Origin of the sequence: Mesorhizobium sp. 8 (assembly GCF_006351905.1) — a bacterium.
GTDB lineage: Bacteria > Pseudomonadota > Alphaproteobacteria > Rhizobiales > Rhizobiaceae > Mesorhizobium > Mesorhizobium composti.
This window is the reverse complement of the sequence record NZ_CP040914.1, coordinates 2,877,079-2,891,886: the sequence shown is the minus strand read 5'-3', so window position 1 is coordinate 2,891,886 and position 14,808 is coordinate 2,877,079. Positions and strand designations below refer to the sequence as shown.

At 66.1% G+C, this 14,808-nt stretch carries 18 protein-coding genes; 8 read left to right on the top strand and 10 right to left on the bottom strand.

Annotation, left to right across the window (positions count from 1 at the left end):
* Positions 1-28: 28 nt before the first annotated feature.
* A complete protein-coding gene (locus FGU64_RS14115; RefSeq protein WP_139953788.1) occupies positions 29-598 on the top strand; it encodes a GNAT family N-acetyltransferase in 570 nt (189 codons plus the stop codon).
* A gap of 2 nt (positions 599-600) precedes the next feature.
* Here FGU64_RS14115 and FGU64_RS14110 read toward each other — a convergent pair whose 3' ends face one another.
* Entirely contained in the window at positions 601-984 is a 384-nt protein-coding gene (locus FGU64_RS14110) for a DUF2794 domain-containing protein (protein WP_139953787.1), read from the bottom strand.
* A gap of 3 nt (positions 985-987) precedes the next feature.
* Between FGU64_RS14110 and FGU64_RS14105 the strand changes: the two genes are divergently transcribed.
* The gene (locus FGU64_RS14105; protein ID WP_139953786.1) at positions 988-1,272 is read left to right on the top strand and encodes a hypothetical protein; all 285 of its coding nucleotides are present in this window, start codon (positions 988-990) and stop codon (positions 1,270-1,272) included.
* A gap of 206 nt (positions 1,273-1,478) precedes the next feature.
* Here FGU64_RS14105 and FGU64_RS14100 read toward each other — a convergent pair whose 3' ends face one another.
* The 3 genes from FGU64_RS14100 to acnA form a co-directional block, all read right to left on the bottom strand.
* Complete coding sequence (locus tag FGU64_RS14100) at positions 1,479-2,255, bottom strand: thioredoxin family protein (protein ID WP_139953785.1); 777 nt, start codon at positions 2,253-2,255, stop codon at positions 1,479-1,481.
* Between the two features lie 178 nt (positions 2,256-2,433).
* Entirely contained in the window at positions 2,434-2,727 is a 294-nt protein-coding gene (locus FGU64_RS14095) for a DUF718 domain-containing protein (protein ID WP_139953784.1), read from the bottom strand.
* A 371-nt stretch (positions 2,728-3,098) separates the two neighbouring features.
* Entirely contained in the window at positions 3,099-5,789 is a 2,691-nt protein-coding gene (acnA, locus tag FGU64_RS14090) for an aconitate hydratase AcnA (protein ID WP_139953783.1), read from the bottom strand.
* A 278-nt stretch (positions 5,790-6,067) separates the two neighbouring features.
* Between acnA and ccmA the strand changes: the two genes are divergently transcribed.
* From ccmA to FGU64_RS14065, 5 genes are all read left to right on the top strand, one after another.
* Positions 6,068-6,682, top strand: a complete 615-nt coding sequence (gene ccmA, locus FGU64_RS14085; protein ID WP_139953782.1) for a heme ABC exporter ATP-binding protein CcmA — start codon at positions 6,068-6,070, stop codon at positions 6,680-6,682.
* 1 nt (position 6,683) lies between these two features.
* A complete protein-coding gene (gene ccmB / locus FGU64_RS14080; protein ID WP_136357652.1) occupies positions 6,684-7,349 on the top strand; it encodes a heme exporter protein CcmB in 666 nt (221 codons plus the stop codon).
* A gap of 139 nt (positions 7,350-7,488) precedes the next feature.
* Positions 7,489-7,656: a heme exporter protein CcmD gene (gene ccmD, locus FGU64_RS14075; RefSeq protein ID WP_139953781.1), complete on the top strand. Its 168-nt coding sequence runs from the start codon at positions 7,489-7,491 to the stop codon at positions 7,654-7,656.
* Positions 7,653-8,252, top strand: coding sequence for a DsbE family thiol:disulfide interchange protein (locus tag FGU64_RS14070; protein WP_139953780.1), 600 nt, complete (start codon positions 7,653-7,655; stop codon positions 8,250-8,252). The genes ccmD and FGU64_RS14070 overlap by 4 nt, the downstream gene beginning before the upstream one ends.
* A gap of 48 nt (positions 8,253-8,300) precedes the next feature.
* Positions 8,301-9,374: a DUF2332 family protein gene (locus FGU64_RS14065; RefSeq protein WP_139953779.1), complete on the top strand. Its 1,074-nt coding sequence runs from the start codon at positions 8,301-8,303 to the stop codon at positions 9,372-9,374.
* On the opposite strand, the gene FGU64_RS14060 is transcribed toward FGU64_RS14065, so the two are convergent.
* The 6 genes from FGU64_RS14060 to FGU64_RS14035 form a co-directional block, all read right to left on the bottom strand.
* Positions 9,365-9,529, bottom strand: a complete 165-nt coding sequence (locus tag FGU64_RS14060) for a DUF1127 domain-containing protein (RefSeq protein ID WP_136357660.1) — start codon at positions 9,527-9,529, stop codon at positions 9,365-9,367. The genes FGU64_RS14065 and FGU64_RS14060 overlap by 10 nt on opposite strands.
* Before the next feature lie 174 nt (positions 9,530-9,703).
* Positions 9,704-10,360 carry a septation protein A gene (locus FGU64_RS14055; protein ID WP_136357662.1) on the bottom strand — a complete coding sequence of 219 codons (657 nt, stop codon included), beginning with the start codon at positions 10,358-10,360 and terminating at the stop codon, positions 9,704-9,706.
* A 30-nt stretch (positions 10,361-10,390) separates the two neighbouring features.
* A complete protein-coding gene (gene ftsY / locus FGU64_RS14050; protein ID WP_139953778.1) occupies positions 10,391-12,187 on the bottom strand; it encodes a signal recognition particle-docking protein FtsY in 1,797 nt (598 codons plus the stop codon).
* Positions 12,188-12,196: 9 nt separating this feature from the next.
* Positions 12,197-13,495 (bottom strand): tRNA (N(6)-L-threonylcarbamoyladenosine(37)-C(2))-methylthiotransferase MtaB, encoded by a 1,299-nt coding sequence (gene mtaB / locus FGU64_RS14045; protein WP_139953777.1) that lies wholly within the window; start codon positions 13,493-13,495, stop codon positions 12,197-12,199.
* On the bottom strand, positions 13,495-14,376 hold the full coding sequence (gene dapF, locus FGU64_RS14040; protein WP_139953776.1) for a diaminopimelate epimerase: 882 nt from the start codon (positions 14,374-14,376) through the stop codon (positions 13,495-13,497). Before dapF ends, mtaB begins: the two co-directional genes overlap by 1 nt.
* A gap of 96 nt (positions 14,377-14,472) precedes the next feature.
* The gene (locus FGU64_RS14035; protein WP_139953775.1) at positions 14,473-14,634 is read right to left on the bottom strand and encodes a DUF1328 family protein; all 162 of its coding nucleotides are present in this window, start codon (positions 14,632-14,634) and stop codon (positions 14,473-14,475) included.
* On the opposite strand from FGU64_RS14035, the gene FGU64_RS23325 reads away from it, so the two are divergent.
* Positions 14,615-14,803: a hypothetical protein gene (locus tag FGU64_RS23325; RefSeq protein ID WP_210239026.1), complete on the top strand. Its 189-nt coding sequence runs from the start codon at positions 14,615-14,617 to the stop codon at positions 14,801-14,803. The two genes, FGU64_RS14035 and FGU64_RS23325, sit on opposite strands and share 20 nt — an antisense overlap.
* Positions 14,804-14,808: the final 5 nt, after the last annotated feature.

Here is a 14,808-nt window from a genome sequence, read left to right as displayed (position 1 = left end):
GTGTGCAGCAAAGGCTGCTGCACAAAAAATGAGCAATATAACGATCCGTGATGCCGCCCCTTCCGACCTCGATCGGATCACGGAGATTTATGCCGATGCGGTCAGGCACGGCACGGCCAGCTACGAACTGGAACCGCCGTCGCGGGCGGAGATGGCCGTGCGTTTCGACAGCCTGAAGGCCGGCGGCTTTCCCTATCTGGCTGCGGTGGACGAAGCGGGCCAAGTTGTCGGCTACGCCTATGCGGGCGCCTTTCGACCTCGACCTGCCTACCGTTTCATCGTCGAGGATTCGGTCTACGTGGCGCCCGAAGCCAAGGGGCGCGGCGTCGGCCGATTGTTGATGGAGCGGCTCATCGAGTCCGTGCGGGCGCTGGGTTTCCGGCAGATCGTCGCCGTCATCGGCGACGGCCGCGCCGACAGCGCCTCGGTGAGGCTGCACGAGCGGCTGGGTTTCTCCCATGCCGGCCGGCTGGCTGGATCCGGCTACAAGCACGGGCGCTGGCTGGATACGGCATTCATGCAGCTTGAGCTGAACGGCGGCACGTCCCTGCCGCCGGACCCGGACTCATGGCCGGAGCGGCAATTCAATAGCGCATGAGGTTACGCCTTCACTAGCGTCAGCTTGTTGTCCAGCACGTTGAGCACGCGCGCCAGTTCGTGGCCGCGCTTGAGGATACGGCCGCCAGCGGCGACGACGGAAAAGGCGCCCTGCCTGCGTGCCAGCCTGGGGTCCTTGACGATCTGGTAGAGCGGCACGTCGTGGGCGCGGCGGAAGACCGAGAAGACGGCGCGGTCGGCCAGATGATCGATGGCGTAGTCGCGCCATTCGTTGGCGGCGACCATGCGGCCATAGAGCCTGAGGATCATGTCGAGTTCGCGCCTGTCGAAGGCGACCGGCTGGTTGAGGCGTTCGCGCCGCGCCTCCGCCAGCGGGATCAATATTGCGGATGCGTCCCCATCCTCCGTGCCGCCGCGATCGGTCATGCCATGATCCTCACCGGTTTCATCGCAGGCGATTTCCTGCGCCGGCCAAAGGTCGCGCGTTCGTTGGGCAATTGCAAGGCCGGCGTCTTGCCGCCGGGCGGCGCCACGGCGATCCGATTTGAGCGGATCCTAGCCCTTCCGGCGATTCGCCGTGCGCTCGCGATTTCCGATACGTCCACTCACGTTTATATATCGCATGTTGGAATTGGTGATGCCTCTGCCTTATTCCTGCCCTCTTTTATCCGCGCTGTCGCCCCAATGTCCGCCGAACTTACACCCGTTGCCTGAGACGGTTCGGTCCGGCACCGGCTCGTAAACCCCAAGCCCCCCGCCCACGGGTCTGCGTCGGATCGAACCAACCTCGGTCTTCCAGAAGGAAGATCGGGTGCGACAATCCCAAAAGAAAATCCTGAATGGCCGGCGTCAGAAGCAAGCTGACGTCGGCTTTTTCGTTGAGGTGACAGGAACGGAATGAGGCCGTAGAGGCCGAGATCCTACTCGGGCTTCTGGATGAAGGCGGCGCCGAGAATGGGGCCGGGCAAGCCGTCCTGCCCGACTGCCTGCAAAAGCACGGCCGAACCGCCCTGCTTCCTGGAAATCTCGCTTACCGGCAGTTCGTAGCGCTGCGCCTTGCCGTGCCACATGCCGGCGGTCTGGATGTCGGAGACGGCGTTCCAGTAGGTCAGGTTGCGGCCGTCGTTTTCGCCCTTGCCGATGGCGACGGTCTTCGGCGGGTCGAAATAGACGACGACAACATGGGCGTTCGCGTTGCCGGAGCCCGCGGCGGCGTCGCCGGCGTCGATCATGACGCCGTCGCCCGAACGGCTGACACGGATTGCGACGAGCATGCCTTCGCCTGCCTTCGCCATGGTGTCGAGCGCACCGTCCACAGCGCCGCGGCTGGCGCCGTTGACGTGGGCGCGGCCATTGATGACGGCTTGCGGCGTATAGACGGAACGGCTGTTGAAGGCGCGCATGTAGTCGTATTGCCGCTCGGTGTTTTCCTTGCGCGAGAGCGTGTCGCGCCAGCCGAGATAATCCCAGTAGTCGACGTGATAGGACAGCGCGACCAGATTGGGATTCGCCGCCAGCTCGGCGAAGAACTCGTCGGCCGGCGGGCAGGAGTTGCAGCCCTGGCTGGTGAACAGCTCGACGACGCCGAGCGGCTTTTCCGACGCCTGATCGCCGGCCCCGGCGGCAACCGTGCCGCCGGCGACCGCCGATGTGGCCAGCGTCGCAGCCACCAGCCGGGATAGACCTCGAAATACCATGACCATTCCATCTACGGCCGGCATTGCCGGCCCACCGTGGCCGAAATTCTTGGCAGAAGCGGCGGTCAAGCGGAAGTCACGTTGCGGTGAAATTTTTACGCACGCGTTCTCCCTTCATCCGTCGTGCGGATCGAACCCACCGTCGCCGCCGGTGAGGCAGGGTCGGTGCGGCGCTGCCCTATCTGAGGCTCATCACCACCGGTCCGGACACCGGATCGGTCACCCCGAGGCCATCGCCGAGATCTTCGAGCGTATAGCGGAACTTGTCGAGGGTGGCGATCATGCCCGGCCGCGCTGCCGCGAGCGCCTCCATGTCGGTCCATTCGGCGATGATGCAGTAGGTCTGCTCACCTGTCTTGATGATGTTGGCATGCGTGAGGCCGGGCCAGCCGGCGATGCCCTTGTGGGCGTCGAGAAAATTCTGGTCCTGCCCGGCTTTCACGCGAAAACGCACTGCGTTGAACGCACTCATGGCTGGCTCTCCGTCCGATCAGTTTCTATGTGCGCGCTATATTTTCCGGCGCGTGCCATGGCGAGGCCGCCGCGCTGCCGGCACCTCGGCCTCGGTCATGACTGTCTCGGAACAGTTCGACTTGCTTGGAAATCCACGGCAGTCGATGACCTTGCGCATCATCATGCCTCCGGAATGTAAGCGGAGGCTAATGTGACATTCCCGCACGAAGACGTCAATCGCCGAACGAGGCTCCGCGCCATCGCGCTCGACGTTTCGGCGGTCTTTCCGGCGCCTTTACAAGGCCGGTTCGGCAGGTATTCGGCGTCCTGTCATGGCCAGCCGTTTGTCACGGCTGGCCATTTTGCCCGGGTGGAGGAAGGCGCTGCCGCCTACGCCGCGAGATCGCGCAGCACGTATTGCAGGATGCCGCCGTTCTTGAAGTAGTCCAGCTCGTCCAGCGTATCGATGCGGCACAGGATCGGCACGTTCTTCACCGTGCCGTCGCCGTAGGTGATCTTGGCCGTCATCTTCTGGCGCGGCTTGATCGCCTCCAGCCCGTCGATCTCGACCAGTTCGTCGCCCTTGAGGTTCAAGGTGGCCCAGGAGGTGCCTTCCTCGAAGACGAAGGGGATGACGCCCATGCCGACCAGGTTCGAGCGGTGGATGCGCTCGAAGGACTGGGCGATGACGGCGCGCACGCCGAGCAGGTTGGTGCCCTTGGCCGCCCAGTCGCGCGACGAGCCGTTGCCGTATTCGACGCCGGCGAAGACGACCAGCGGCACGCCTTCCTTTCGGTATTCCATGGCGGCGTCGTAGATCGACATCTCCTCCTTGGACGGATAGTGGATGGTGTAGCCGCCTTCCTTGCCGTTCTCGCCCAGCATGTGGTTGCGGATGCGGATGTTGGCGAAGGTGCCGCGCATCATCACCTCATGGTTGCCGCGCCGCGTGCCGTACTGGTTGAAGTCGGCGACGCCGACGCCGTGGTCCATCAGGTACTTGCCGGCGGGCGAGGCCGCCTTGATGGAACCGGCCGGCGAGATGTGGTCGGTGGTGATCTTGTCGCCGAACAGGCCGAGCACGCGCGCGCCCTTGATGTCCGACGTATGGCCGGCCTTCTTGCCCATGCCGGCGAAGTAGGGCGGGTTCTGCACATAGGTGGAATCGTCGTCCCAGGCATAGGTCTGGCCTGCCGGCACCTTGACCTTCTGCCAGTTGGCGTCGCCCTTGAAGACGTCGGCATATTTGCGGGCGAACAGCTCGCGCGTGACGTTCTTCTCGATGAACTCCTGGATTTCCGCCGTGGTCGGCCAGATGTCCTTGAGGTAGACCGGCTTGCCGTCCTTGTCCTCGCCGAGGGGCTCCCTGGTGAGGTCCTTCGTCACCGTGCCGGCGAGCGCATGCGCCACGACCAGCGGCGGCGAGGCGAGGTAGTTCGCCTGCACGTCGGGCGAGACGCGGCCCTCGAAGTTGCGGTTGCCCGAGAGCACCGCGGCGCCGATCAGGCCCTTGTCGTTGATGGTCTTGGAGATCGGTCCCGGCAGCGGGCCGGAATTGCCGATGCAGGTGGTGCAGCCGAAGCCGACGAGGTTGAAGCCGATCTGGTCGAGCTCCTTCTGCAGGCCCGACTTCTCCAGATATTCGGCAACGACCTGCGAGCCCGGCGCCAGCGAGGTCTTGACCCACGGCTTCTGCTTGAGGCCGAGGCGGTTGGCGTTGCGGGCGAGCAGGCCGGCGCCGATCAGCACCGACGGGTTGGAGGTGTTGGTGCAGGAGGTGATCGCCGCGATCACCACGTCGCCATGGCCGAGATCGTGGTCGGTGCCTTCCACGGGATAGCGCTTGTGGATCTCGGCGGCCTTCTTGTACTCGGTCTCCATCGCCTTGGCGAAGCCGGCGGGGATGTCTTCCAGCGCCTGCCGGCCTTCCGGCCGCTTTGGGCCGGCCATCGACGGCACGACGTCGCCGAGGTCGAGCTCCAGCGTATCGGTGAAGACCGGATCGGCGGAGGAATCCTCGCGCCACAGGCCTTGCGCCTTCGAATAGGCCTCGACCAGCGCCAGACGGTCCTCGGCGCGACCAGACATGGTCATGTAGCGGATGGTCTCGGCATCGACCGGGAAGAAGCCGCAGGTGGCGCCGTATTCGGGGCTCATGTTGCCGATGGTGGCGCGGTCGGCCAGCGTCATGTTGGAGAGGCCGGGGCCGAAGAACTCGACGAACTTGCCGACGACACCCTTCTTGCGCAGCATCTGGGTGACGGTGAGCACGAGGTCGGTGGCGGTGACGCCTTCCTTCAGCCTGCCGGTCAGGCGGAAGCCGATGACTTCCGGCAAAAGCATGGAGACCGGCTGGCCGAGCATGGCGGCCTCCGCCTCGATGCCGCCGACGCCCCAGCCCAGCACGCCGAGGCCGTTGATCATGGTGGTGTGCGAATCGGTGCCGACGCAGGTATCGGGATAGGCGGTGGTTTCGCCGTCCTCGGTGTTGGTCCACACCACCTGGCCAAGATATTCGAGGTTGACCTGGTGGCAGATGCCGGTGCCGGGCGGCACGACGCGGAAGTTGCGGAATGCCTGCTGGCCCCATTTCAGGAACTTGTAGCGTTCCTCGTTGCGCTGGTACTCCAGCTCAACGTTGCGGGAAAACGCCATCGGCGAACCGAACTCGTCGACGATGACGGAGTGGTCGATGACGAGGTCGACCGGCACCAGCGGGTTGATCTTTTCCGGGTCGCCGCCGAGCGCCTTGATGCCGTCGCGCATGGCGGCCAGATCCACCACGGCCGGAACGCCGGTGAAGTCCTGCATCAGCACGCGGGCCGGGCGATAGGCGATCTCGACGCCGGCGGTGCCCTTGTCGGTCAGCCAGGCGGCGACTGCCTGGATCGATTCCTTGGTGACGGAGCGGCCGTCCTCGTTGCGCAGCAGGTTCTCCAGCAGCACCTTCATCGAATAGGGGAGCTTGGAAATGCCGGCGAGGCCGTTCTTTTCGGCTTCAACCAGATTGTAGTAGGCATATTCGGCTCCACCCGCGGTCAGGGTGCGGCGGCAATTGAAACTGTCGAGAGATTTGGCCATGGGGCTACCACCTTTGGTCTGTTCTGCGGGGGAACGGACTCCGATGGCATGCAATCACGCGCAAAGGTGCGGGTACGGTCATTTCCGCTGTCCGCTCCCAAGCGTCCCAGCCGTATGTGCGGCAGGCGCTGGTCCGGCGCAATAAAGTTTGCCTTCCCCGACCGCTGGGGTTGGTATGTCGGATATAGAGAAGTTCCTGGAATAGTTCTAGACGGTGTTTGGGCAATTTTGCCGCGCCGTGCCGGTGCGGCGATGCAACTTTCGGCGAAGGGGACGGAATGCGGCTGATTGCCGAAGGGCTGGCGGGAGAACGGGGCGGCGAGCCGGTGTTTTCCGGCATCGAGCTTGCGCTGGAGGACGGCGCGGCCTGCATCGTCACCGGGCCGAACGGTTCGGGCAAGTCGACGCTGCTGCGCGTCATCGCGGGGCTTTTGCCGGCGACCGCCGGTACGGTGAGGCTGGAGGGGGGCGGCGAGGCGTTTCCCACCGTCGCCTCCGCCTCGCACTATCTCGGTCATCAGAACGCGATGAAGCCGGCGCTGACCGTGGCAGAGAATCTTGGCTTCTGGCGCGATTTTTCGGCGGACGCCGAGACAAAGTCGGGGCTGGGCGTCGACGAAGCGCTGGAGGCGGTCGAACTCGGTGGCATCGGCCATCTGCCCTTCGGCTATCTCTCCACCGGCCAACGCCGCCGCACGGCCATTGCCCGGCTTCTGGTCTGCCGCCGCCCGGTCTGGCTGCTCGACGAGCCGACTGCCGGGTTGGACAAGGCTTCCGAACGGCGCTTCGCCGGACTGATGGGCGAGCACTTGCGCGGCGGCGGCATTATCGTGGCGGCGACGCACCTGCCGCTCGGGCTTGAAGGGACGGTGGAACTGAGGATGGGCGGCTGACATGTGGGCGCTCTACCTGCGCGACCTGCGTCTCGCCTTCCGTGCCGGCAGCGGAGCGCTGACCGGCGTCATCTTTTTCCTTGCCGTCATCGCCACCATTCCCTTCGGGGTGGGGCCGGACCTCAACCTGCTCGCCCGCATCGGCCCGGCGATCCTGTGGATCGGCGCCCTGCTATCCTGCCTGCTCGGCCTCGACCGGCTGTTCCAGGCCGATCGCGAGGATGGTTCGCTCGACCTGCTGGTGCTGGAGGCCGACCGCCACATGCCGGCGCTGACGGTGCTGGTGAAATGCCTCGCCCACTGGACGGCGAGCGTGCTGCCGCTGGTGGTCGCCTCTCCCCTGCTCGGCCTGTTCATGAACATGCCGGCGGCCGGCATCGGCGCCACCACTCTCACCCTGCTTGCCGGCACGCCGGCCATCGCCTTCATCGGCGCCGCCGGTGCGGCGGTGGCGGTGGCGCTGCCGCGCGGCGGCGTGCTGATCTCTGTTCTGGTGCTGCCGCTCGCCATACCGGTGCTGATCTTCGGCGTCTCGGCGAGCTACGGCGCGGTCAACGACCCCGAACCGTTCCTGCCGCCGTTCCTGATCCTGGCCGCGCTGACGCTGTTCTCGGCCGTGGTCGGGCCGGTGGCGGCGGCGGTGGCGCTCAAATACGGCACGGATTGATCACGATCCGGTCAACGGGCCGGCCTGCGGCAGCGCGGCCGATTGCCGAGCTTTGGCCGTCTCGCTATGGAAGGCGCATGAGCGAGACGACGCGTACAGGGCCGGGCTGGACCGCCATCGCAGGCCGAGGCGAAACGGCATGAGCGCACATGCGCTTTACGTGACAGCGGCCTATGCCGTGACGGCGATCGTGCTCGCCGGGCTGATCGGCTGGGTGTTGCTTGGCCTGAAGGCGCGCAAGCGCGAGCTTGCCGAACTGGAGGCTGCCGGCATCCGGCGACGCTCCGACAGGGCGGGCAGGCCATGAGCGTGGACCGGAACGGCGGCGCTGGGGCCGCGGTGCCGGGGGTTGGCCGGCGACGCCTGATGCTTCTGGTGCCGCTGCTGGTCTTCATCGGGCTGGCCGGCCTTTTCCTGATGCAGCTTCTGTCCGGCCGCGACTCGACCGCCATTCCGTCGGCGCTGATCGGCCAGCCGGCGCCGCAGACGCATCTGCCGGCACTGGACGGGTCCGGTCTTCCGGGGCTGGATACGGCGGACTTCGCCGGCAAGGTGACGCTGCTCAACGTCTTCGCCTCATGGTGCGCGCCCTGCCGCGAGGAACATCCGGTGCTGCTGGCGCTGTCGCAGGACAAGCGCTACCGGCTGGCCGCGCTGAACTACAAGGACAAGCCCGAGAATGCCCGCCGCTTCCTCGGCGAACTCGGCAATCCGTTCGCCGCCATCGGCGTCGACGAGACAGGCCGCACCGCCATCGACTGGGGCGTCTACGGCGTGCCGGAAACCTTCATCGTCGGCAAGGACGGCAGGATCGCCTACAAGCATGTCGGGCCGCTGACGCCTGAGTCGGTGCGCGCGTCGCTGCTTCCCGAAATCGAGAAAGCGCTGGCCGCGCCGGGTTGAGCCCGCTCGTCCGGAATCACGACCAAGTCATGCCGAGGGGAATCGGAGATGGATGAGATCCGGGCCCATTTTCTCGCCCAGGCGAAGGCCTGCGACGGCCTCGGCTCGCCCTTCACCGCCAGATTGTGCCGGATACTGGCGCAGCATCTCGACGCCAGCACGCGCACGGGGCGGACCGTGCTCGGCTGGCCGGGCGACGTGCGCGCCGATGCCGTGTCGTTGCGGTTGTGCGGCGGGTTGCATCAATTGGTGCTGACCGGCGCCGACGCCGAGTTGGCGGCCGTCTATCCGCCTCATGATGCCGGCGACGACGAAATCGCGACGGCGGTGGCGGGTACGATGCGGCGCTTCGACGACCGCCTCGTCGCCGGTCTCGCCAGCGCGCCGCAGACCAACGAGATCGCCCGTTCCGCCATGTTGCTGCCGGGGCTGCTGACGATCGCGCGCGAAAGCGGGCTGCCGCTTGATCTGTGCGAGATCGGCGCCAGCGCCGGGCTCAACCTGCTGTTCGACCGGTTCCATTACCGCTACGCCGATGCGGAGTGGGGCGATCTGGATTCGCCGGTCAGGCTGGCGCCGGAGGTGCGGGGCACCGTGCCGCCGCTGGCAGGAACACTGACGGTGCGGTCGCGCGCCGGCTGCGACATCGCGCCGATCGATAGCGGCGATCCCATCGCACGGTTGCGGCTGCGCTCCTATGTCTGGGCGGATCAGGCGGCGCGGCTGGCCCGGCTCGATGCCGCACTCGCCATCGCCGCGCAATTCCCGCCGCAACTGGTAAAAGCCGATGCCGCCGATTTCGTTGCCCAGGCGTTGGCCGGTCGAACCGCAGGCGGCAGCTTCGTGCTCGGCCATTCGATCATGTGGCAATATCTGCCGGATGCTGCGAGGGCGGCTATCACGGCGCATATGGAAGAGGCCGGCGCCGCCGCCACGCCAGCCGCGCCTGTCTTCTGGCTGCGTATGGAGCCGTTGTCGAGCGGCGGCCCCTTTGCGACGCTGTCGCTGACGCAATGGTCCGGAATACGAGGGCCGGGAACAAGCAGGCAGGGCGGCGTCACGCGCCGCCTCGCCCGTTGCGACTACCACGGGCGTTGGATCGAGTGGATCGATCAGCCGTAGATCTGCTTGTGCGCGTGGTGCAGCATGTCCGAGCGGCTGGCGCGGATGTCGGCAAGGTCACGCTCGCTCAGGCTGTTGATCTCATTGACGAGCTGATTGTAGCGCTTGCGCTTGGCGATCGAGGCGCGGGCGCGGGAAACAAGGGTGTCGAACATGGCGAACTCCTTCGCTTTGCCGCCACGCGCCGGGCCATGGGCGCCGTGCTTGCGGGCGACAGGTTGTTCCTCCCTGGCCGTTACGCACCATGACATGGGTATTTTGCGCTGCAATAAAATATGTCGCAATGCAGCATTGCGTTGAACGCATACGCGGATGGCGGCGCAGCGCCGCTATTTTTCCGCCTGTTCCTCCAGCGAATGGCGCATGATGAGCGGCATCTGGCTGATCGTGAACAGGATGGTGATGGGCATCGTCGCCCACACCTTGAAGGCGACCCAGAAATCGGTCGAGAAGTTGCGCCACACCACCTCGTTGACGATGGCGAGGAAGAAGAAGAACAGGCCCCAGCGCAGCGTCAGCTTGCGCCAGCCCTCGGCATCGAGCCGGAAGGCCTCGTCGAAGACGTAGCCGAGCAGCGACTTGCCGAAGGCGAGGCCGCCGAGCAGCGCCGCTCCGAACAGCGAGTTGATGATGGTCGGCTTCATCTTGATGAAGACGTCGTTGTGCAGATAGAGCGTCAGCGCGCCGAAGATGAGCACGACGATGCCGGACACGAGCGGCATCACCGGCAGGCGGCGCACCAAGAGCCATGACACCGCCAGCGAGATGACGGTCGCGGCCATGAACAGGCCGGTGGCGATGAAGATCGGCTCGCCGAGTTCGGCCAGCGCCGGGAATTTTCCGGCCAGCCATTCGCCGCGCGCATTGGCGAAGAAGAACACCATCAGCGGTCCGAGCTCCAGCACCAGCTTGAGCAGCGGGTTGAGGGCTTCCTTCTTTGCCTTCTGCGGGTCGGCGGGATCGCGTTCGAGGATCGGGTTGCTCATGGCTTCCTGTTCGTATTGCGGCGGGGACGGCTACGCCACCCCGGCGATCGCTCTGGCGAAATCGTTCGCCGAGAACGGTTCGAGGTCGTCGACCTGTTCGCCGACGCCGATGAAATAGACCGGCAGTTTATGTTTGGCCGCGATTGCGACCAAAATGCCGCCGCGCGCCGTGCCGTCCAGCTTGGTCATCACCAGCCCGTTGACGCCGGCGACATTGCGGAAGATCTCGACCTGGTTGAGCGCGTTCTGGCCCGTGGTGGCGTCGACGGTCTGGAGAACTGTGTGCGGCGCTTCCGGATCGAGCTTGCCGAGCACGCGTACGATCTTTTCCAGCTCCGCCATCAGTTCGGTCTTGTTCTGCAAGCGCCCGGCGGTGTCGATGATGAGAACGTCGGAACCCGCTTCCCTGGCTTTCTCGAAGGCGTCGTAGGCGAGGCCGGCGGCGTCGGCGCCGAGTTTTGTCGCGATGACCGGCGAACGGGTCCGTTCTCCCCATATCTTCAACTGCTCGATCGCGGCGGCGCGAAAAGTGTCGCCAGCCGCCAGCATCACCGACAGGCCGCCATCCGAAAGCTTCGCAGCCAATTTGCCGATGGTGGTCGTCTTGCCGGTGCCGTTGACGCCGACGACCAGGATGACGTGCGGCTTGTGCGACAGGTCGAGTTCCAGCGGCAGCGCAACCGGGGTCAGAACCTTGCCGATCTCGTCGGCCATCACGGTGCGGACCTCCTCGTCGGAAATGGTCTTGCCATAGCGGCTGGAGGCGAGCGAATCGGTGACGCGCAAGGCGGTTTCGACGCCGAGGTCGGCGCGGATCAGGATGTCTTCCAGGTCCTGCAGCGTCTCCTCGTCCAGCTTGCGCTTGGTGAAGACGCCGGCGATGTTGCCGGTCAGCTCGCGCGACGAGCGCGCCAGCCCCTCGCGCATGCGCTGGAACCACGATCTTTTCGGTTCCGGCGCGAGAGCAGCGACGGGCTCGGCTTTCTGCTCGACCTTTTTCGAAACGGTGACCTTGTCCGGCGCCGGCTTCTCTCCCCCCTTGAGGGGGACATGGCCCGAAGGGCCAGAGGGGGTCGTTTCGGCCGGGCTCGGCATTGCCGGATCCCTCGCCGCTTCGTGGACCCCTCCCGACCGCTTCGCGGTCACCCTCCCCTCAAGGGGGAGGGGGGCAGGCGACGCGGCTTGCTCCGGCACCTCCACCGGCACTTCGGCCGGAGTCGGCTCAGGCGTAGCTGGAATCTCGACCGGCTGCGGCGCAGGTTCCTCCTGCGGCGGCGGAGGCGGAACTTCCGCCGGTGGCGTCGGTGCCTCCGGGGCGGGTGCGGGAACCTCGGGCTTTTCGGGCTGTGGCGCGGGCGCCGGAGGAACTTCCGGAGTCGGCTCAGGCTTGGGTTCCGGACGGACAGGTTCCGGCGGGACCTCCTGCGGCTCCGCCGGCGGCGTTTCCGGCTGCGTCGCTACCGGCTGTTCGGGTGGTGGCGCGGGCTCGGTTTCCGGGGCGGGCTCGGGCTGGATTTCCGGTGTCGGTTCGGTTGGCGCCAGCTCATCTCCCCCCTCGAGGGGGAGATGGCCTGAAAGGCCAGAGGGGGTCGCCTCGGCCGGGCTCGGAGCTTCCAAGCCCCCCGACGCTTCGCCGACCCCTCCCGGCTGCTGCGCAGCCGTCCTTCGGACCCCCTCAAGGGGGAGGGGGGCGTCCGGTGCGGTGTCTTCCGCCGGCTTCAGCGCGTCGAAATTCAGCGGCGGCAGCGGGGCCGTCTCGTCGGGCTTTTCCTCGACGACTTCCTTCCTGCCGAAGGAAAAGACCTTCTTGATGAAACCGAATGCCATGCGCGCGCCCTATGCCGCCCGTGCGGCGTTGGGTGTTGCAAGAAGCCGGCCGCCGTCATGGCCGGTGACGACCGCCTCGACGATCTCGCCCGGCTGGCCAGCCTTGATGGCCGCCAGCGTGAAGCCTTCCGTGCGGCCGAGGCCTTCGCGCTCGACCAGGATCGATTGAGACGTTCCGGCCAGCGAGGCGAGATGCTTGCGATAGGCAGTTTCTCCGGCCGCGCGCAGGCGTGCGGCGCGCTGCTTGACCACCTCGCGCCGCACCTGCGGCATGCGCGCCGCCGGCGTGCCTTCGCGTGGGCTGAAGGGGAAGACGTGCAGGTGGGTCAACCCGCATTCCTCGACGATTCGGACAGAATTCTCGAACATGGCGTCCGTCTCGGTCGGGAAGCCGGCGATGATGTCGGCGCCGAAGACGATACCGGGCCTCAGCTTGCGCACGTCCTCGCAGAAGCGGATCGACTGGTCGCGCAGGTGGCGGCGTTTCATGCGCTTCAAAATCATGTCGTCGCCGGATTGCAACGAGAGGTGCAGGTGCGGCATCAGCCGCGCCTCGGTGGCGATGGCGTCGAGCAGGTCGTCGTCAGCCTCGATGGAATCGATGGAGGAGAGGCGCAGCCGCTTCAGTTCCGGCACCTGTTTCAGAATGGCCTTCACCAGCTTGCCGAGTCGCGGGGCGCCCGGCAGGTCGGGGCCGTAGCTGGTCATGTCGACGCCCGATAGAACCACCTCCGCATAGCCGTTGCCGGCCAGCCGCCTGACCTGTTCCACCACGCCGCCCATCGGCACGGAGCGCGAATTGCCGCGTCCGTAGGGAATGATGCAGAAGGTGCAGCGGTGGTCGCAGCCGTTCTGCACCTGTATGAAAGCGCGGGCGCGGCCCTCGATGGCGTCGACCATGTGCGAGGCCGTCTCGCGCACGGAGAAGATGTCGTTGACGCGCGCCTTCTCGAAGGCGTTGACGCCGAAGTCCGGCAAAGCGCGGTAGTTGTGGCGTTGAAGCTTTTCCTCGTTGCCGAGCACGAGGTCCACTTCGTCCATGGCGACGAAATCGTCCGGCTTGGTCTGCGCCGCGCAGCCGGTGACGATGATCCTCGCATTCGGGTTTTCGCGGCGGGCCTTGCGGATCGATTGTTTCGCCTGCCGCACCGCCTCGCCGGTGACGGCGCAGGTGTTGAAGATGATGGCGCCATTCTTCAGCACACCGAGGCCGGCGGCCTCCGCCTCGCGCTTCATGACCTCCGACTCGTAGGTGTTGAGCCGGCAGCCGAAGGTGACGACCTCCACGCCTTTCGGGTCGGCGGCCATCAGGCGGCGCTTTCGGCGTCGCGCTGCCAGGCGCCGCTCACGGGGTCGAAACGGCCGGAGAATTCCCATTCGGCCGGGCCGGTGAGGACGACGTGGTCGTCGTCACGCCATTCGACTGCCAGTTGGCCGCCCGGCGCCGTCAGCGCGACACGGCGGCCGGTGCGATTGGTGCGGGCGGCCGCGACGGCGGCGGCACAGGCGGCAGAGCCGCATGCCTTCGTCAGCCCGGCGCCGCGCTCCCAGGTGCGGATGACCATGGAATCGCGCGAGGTCACCTCAGCGATGGTGATGTTGGCGCGCTCGGGGAAGATGGGATGGTTTTCGAGCAGCGGGCCGAAACGGTCGAGGTCGTAGGACCAGACGTCCCCGTCCACCCAGAAGATGGCGTGAGGGTTGCCCATGGAGACGACCGAGGGCGAGTGCAGCACCGGTGCGTCGATCGGGCCGATCTGGAGTTCGATCATGCGGGTATCGCGGAACTCCTCGGCCAGCGGAATGTCCTGCCAGCCGAAGCGCGGACGGCCCATGTCGACCGAGATCAGCCCGTCGTCATGTTCGACCGCGTTGAGAATGCCGGCGACCGTCTCAAGCGTGAAGGTTTTGAGCCCCGTCTCGGCACCAAGTGCCTGCACCACGCAGCGCGTGCCGTTGCCGCAGGCCTGCGCCCCGGACCCGTCGGAATTCAGGATGTCGATGAACCAGCCGGTGCCGGGCGTGCGGGCGTCGTGAATCGCCATGATCTGGTCGAAGCGCGTCGCCTGATCGGCGTTGAGCGCGATCGCCGCCGCCGCCGTCACACGATCGGCGCGGCCACGCATATCGGCGACGATGATCTCGTTGCCGGCACCGTTCATCTTGGCGAAGGGGGCAGTGGCTGCCATCGCACCCGAAATTCCTTTGTCCGTTCGCCGCTATATGGCGGAAACGGCCGGCAATTACCAGTGTTGCGGCAGCAGCCGGCCTTCGCCTCGCCCGCCTCAGGTGACGGCGAAGAGGCCGAGGACGACGAGCAGGAACAGGATCAGCACGATGCCGATCAGGATGCGCGCGCCGGTGGCGGCGGCGCCTGCCAGCGCCGGCAGGCCGAGCAGGCTGGCGGCAGCGGCGACGATGAGCAGGATGACGATCCATTTGATCATGGGGAACCTCGGACTGATGCTGTGGGTAATGGCGCAACAACGCTTGCCCGGCGTCGGCGGTTCCTTGCGGTTCGCGGCGATCCTGCTGCCAACCGGCCTTCTTCGACCGCAGCGCGGCAAAATTGCAACAATGGGACGGCAAAACCCTATTTTAACCATATCGGGTTGAAATTC

What these genes read in the sequence shown, in the direction of transcription:
- FGU64_RS14115 (WP_139953788.1), top strand. Translation starts at nt 29, where the DNA reads ATGAGCAATATAACGATCCGTGATGCCGCCCCTTCCGACCTCGATCGG.
- FGU64_RS14110 (WP_139953787.1), bottom strand. Translation starts at nt 984, where the DNA reads ATGACCGATCGCGGCGGCACGGAGGATGGGGACGCATCCGCAATATTG.
- FGU64_RS14105 (WP_139953786.1), top strand. Translation starts at nt 988, where the DNA reads ATGATCCTCACCGGTTTCATCGCAGGCGATTTCCTGCGCCGGCCAAAG.
- FGU64_RS14100 (WP_139953785.1), bottom strand. Translation starts at nt 2,255, where the DNA reads ATGGTATTTCGAGGTCTATCCCGGCTGGTGGCTGCGACGCTGGCCACA.
- FGU64_RS14095 (WP_139953784.1), bottom strand. Translation starts at nt 2,727, where the DNA reads ATGAGTGCGTTCAACGCAGTGCGTTTTCGCGTGAAAGCCGGGCAGGAC.
- acnA (WP_139953783.1), bottom strand. Translation starts at nt 5,789, where the DNA reads ATGGCCAAATCTCTCGACAGTTTCAATTGCCGCCGCACCCTGACCGCG.
- ccmA (WP_139953782.1), top strand. Translation starts at nt 6,068, where the DNA reads ATGCGGCTGATTGCCGAAGGGCTGGCGGGAGAACGGGGCGGCGAGCCG.
- ccmB (WP_136357652.1), top strand. Translation starts at nt 6,684, where the DNA reads ATGTGGGCGCTCTACCTGCGCGACCTGCGTCTCGCCTTCCGTGCCGGC.
- ccmD (WP_139953781.1), top strand. Translation starts at nt 7,489, where the DNA reads ATGAGCGCACATGCGCTTTACGTGACAGCGGCCTATGCCGTGACGGCG.
- FGU64_RS14070 (WP_139953780.1), top strand. Translation starts at nt 7,653, where the DNA reads ATGAGCGTGGACCGGAACGGCGGCGCTGGGGCCGCGGTGCCGGGGGTT.
- FGU64_RS14065 (WP_139953779.1), top strand. Translation starts at nt 8,301, where the DNA reads ATGGATGAGATCCGGGCCCATTTTCTCGCCCAGGCGAAGGCCTGCGAC.
- FGU64_RS14060 (WP_136357660.1), bottom strand. Translation starts at nt 9,529, where the DNA reads ATGTTCGACACCCTTGTTTCCCGCGCCCGCGCCTCGATCGCCAAGCGC.
- FGU64_RS14055 (WP_136357662.1), bottom strand. Translation starts at nt 10,360, where the DNA reads ATGAGCAACCCGATCCTCGAACGCGATCCCGCCGACCCGCAGAAGGCA.
- ftsY (WP_139953778.1), bottom strand. Translation starts at nt 12,187, where the DNA reads ATGGCATTCGGTTTCATCAAGAAGGTCTTTTCCTTCGGCAGGAAGGAA.
- mtaB (WP_139953777.1), bottom strand. Translation starts at nt 13,495, where the DNA reads ATGGCCGCCGACCCGAAAGGCGTGGAGGTCGTCACCTTCGGCTGCCGG.
- dapF (WP_139953776.1), bottom strand. Translation starts at nt 14,376, where the DNA reads ATGGCAGCCACTGCCCCCTTCGCCAAGATGAACGGTGCCGGCAACGAG.
- FGU64_RS23325 (WP_210239026.1), top strand. Translation starts at nt 14,615, where the DNA reads ATGACGATCCATTTGATCATGGGGAACCTCGGACTGATGCTGTGGGTA.
- FGU64_RS14035 (WP_139953775.1), bottom strand. Translation starts at nt 14,634, where the DNA reads ATGATCAAATGGATCGTCATCCTGCTCATCGTCGCCGCTGCCGCCAGC.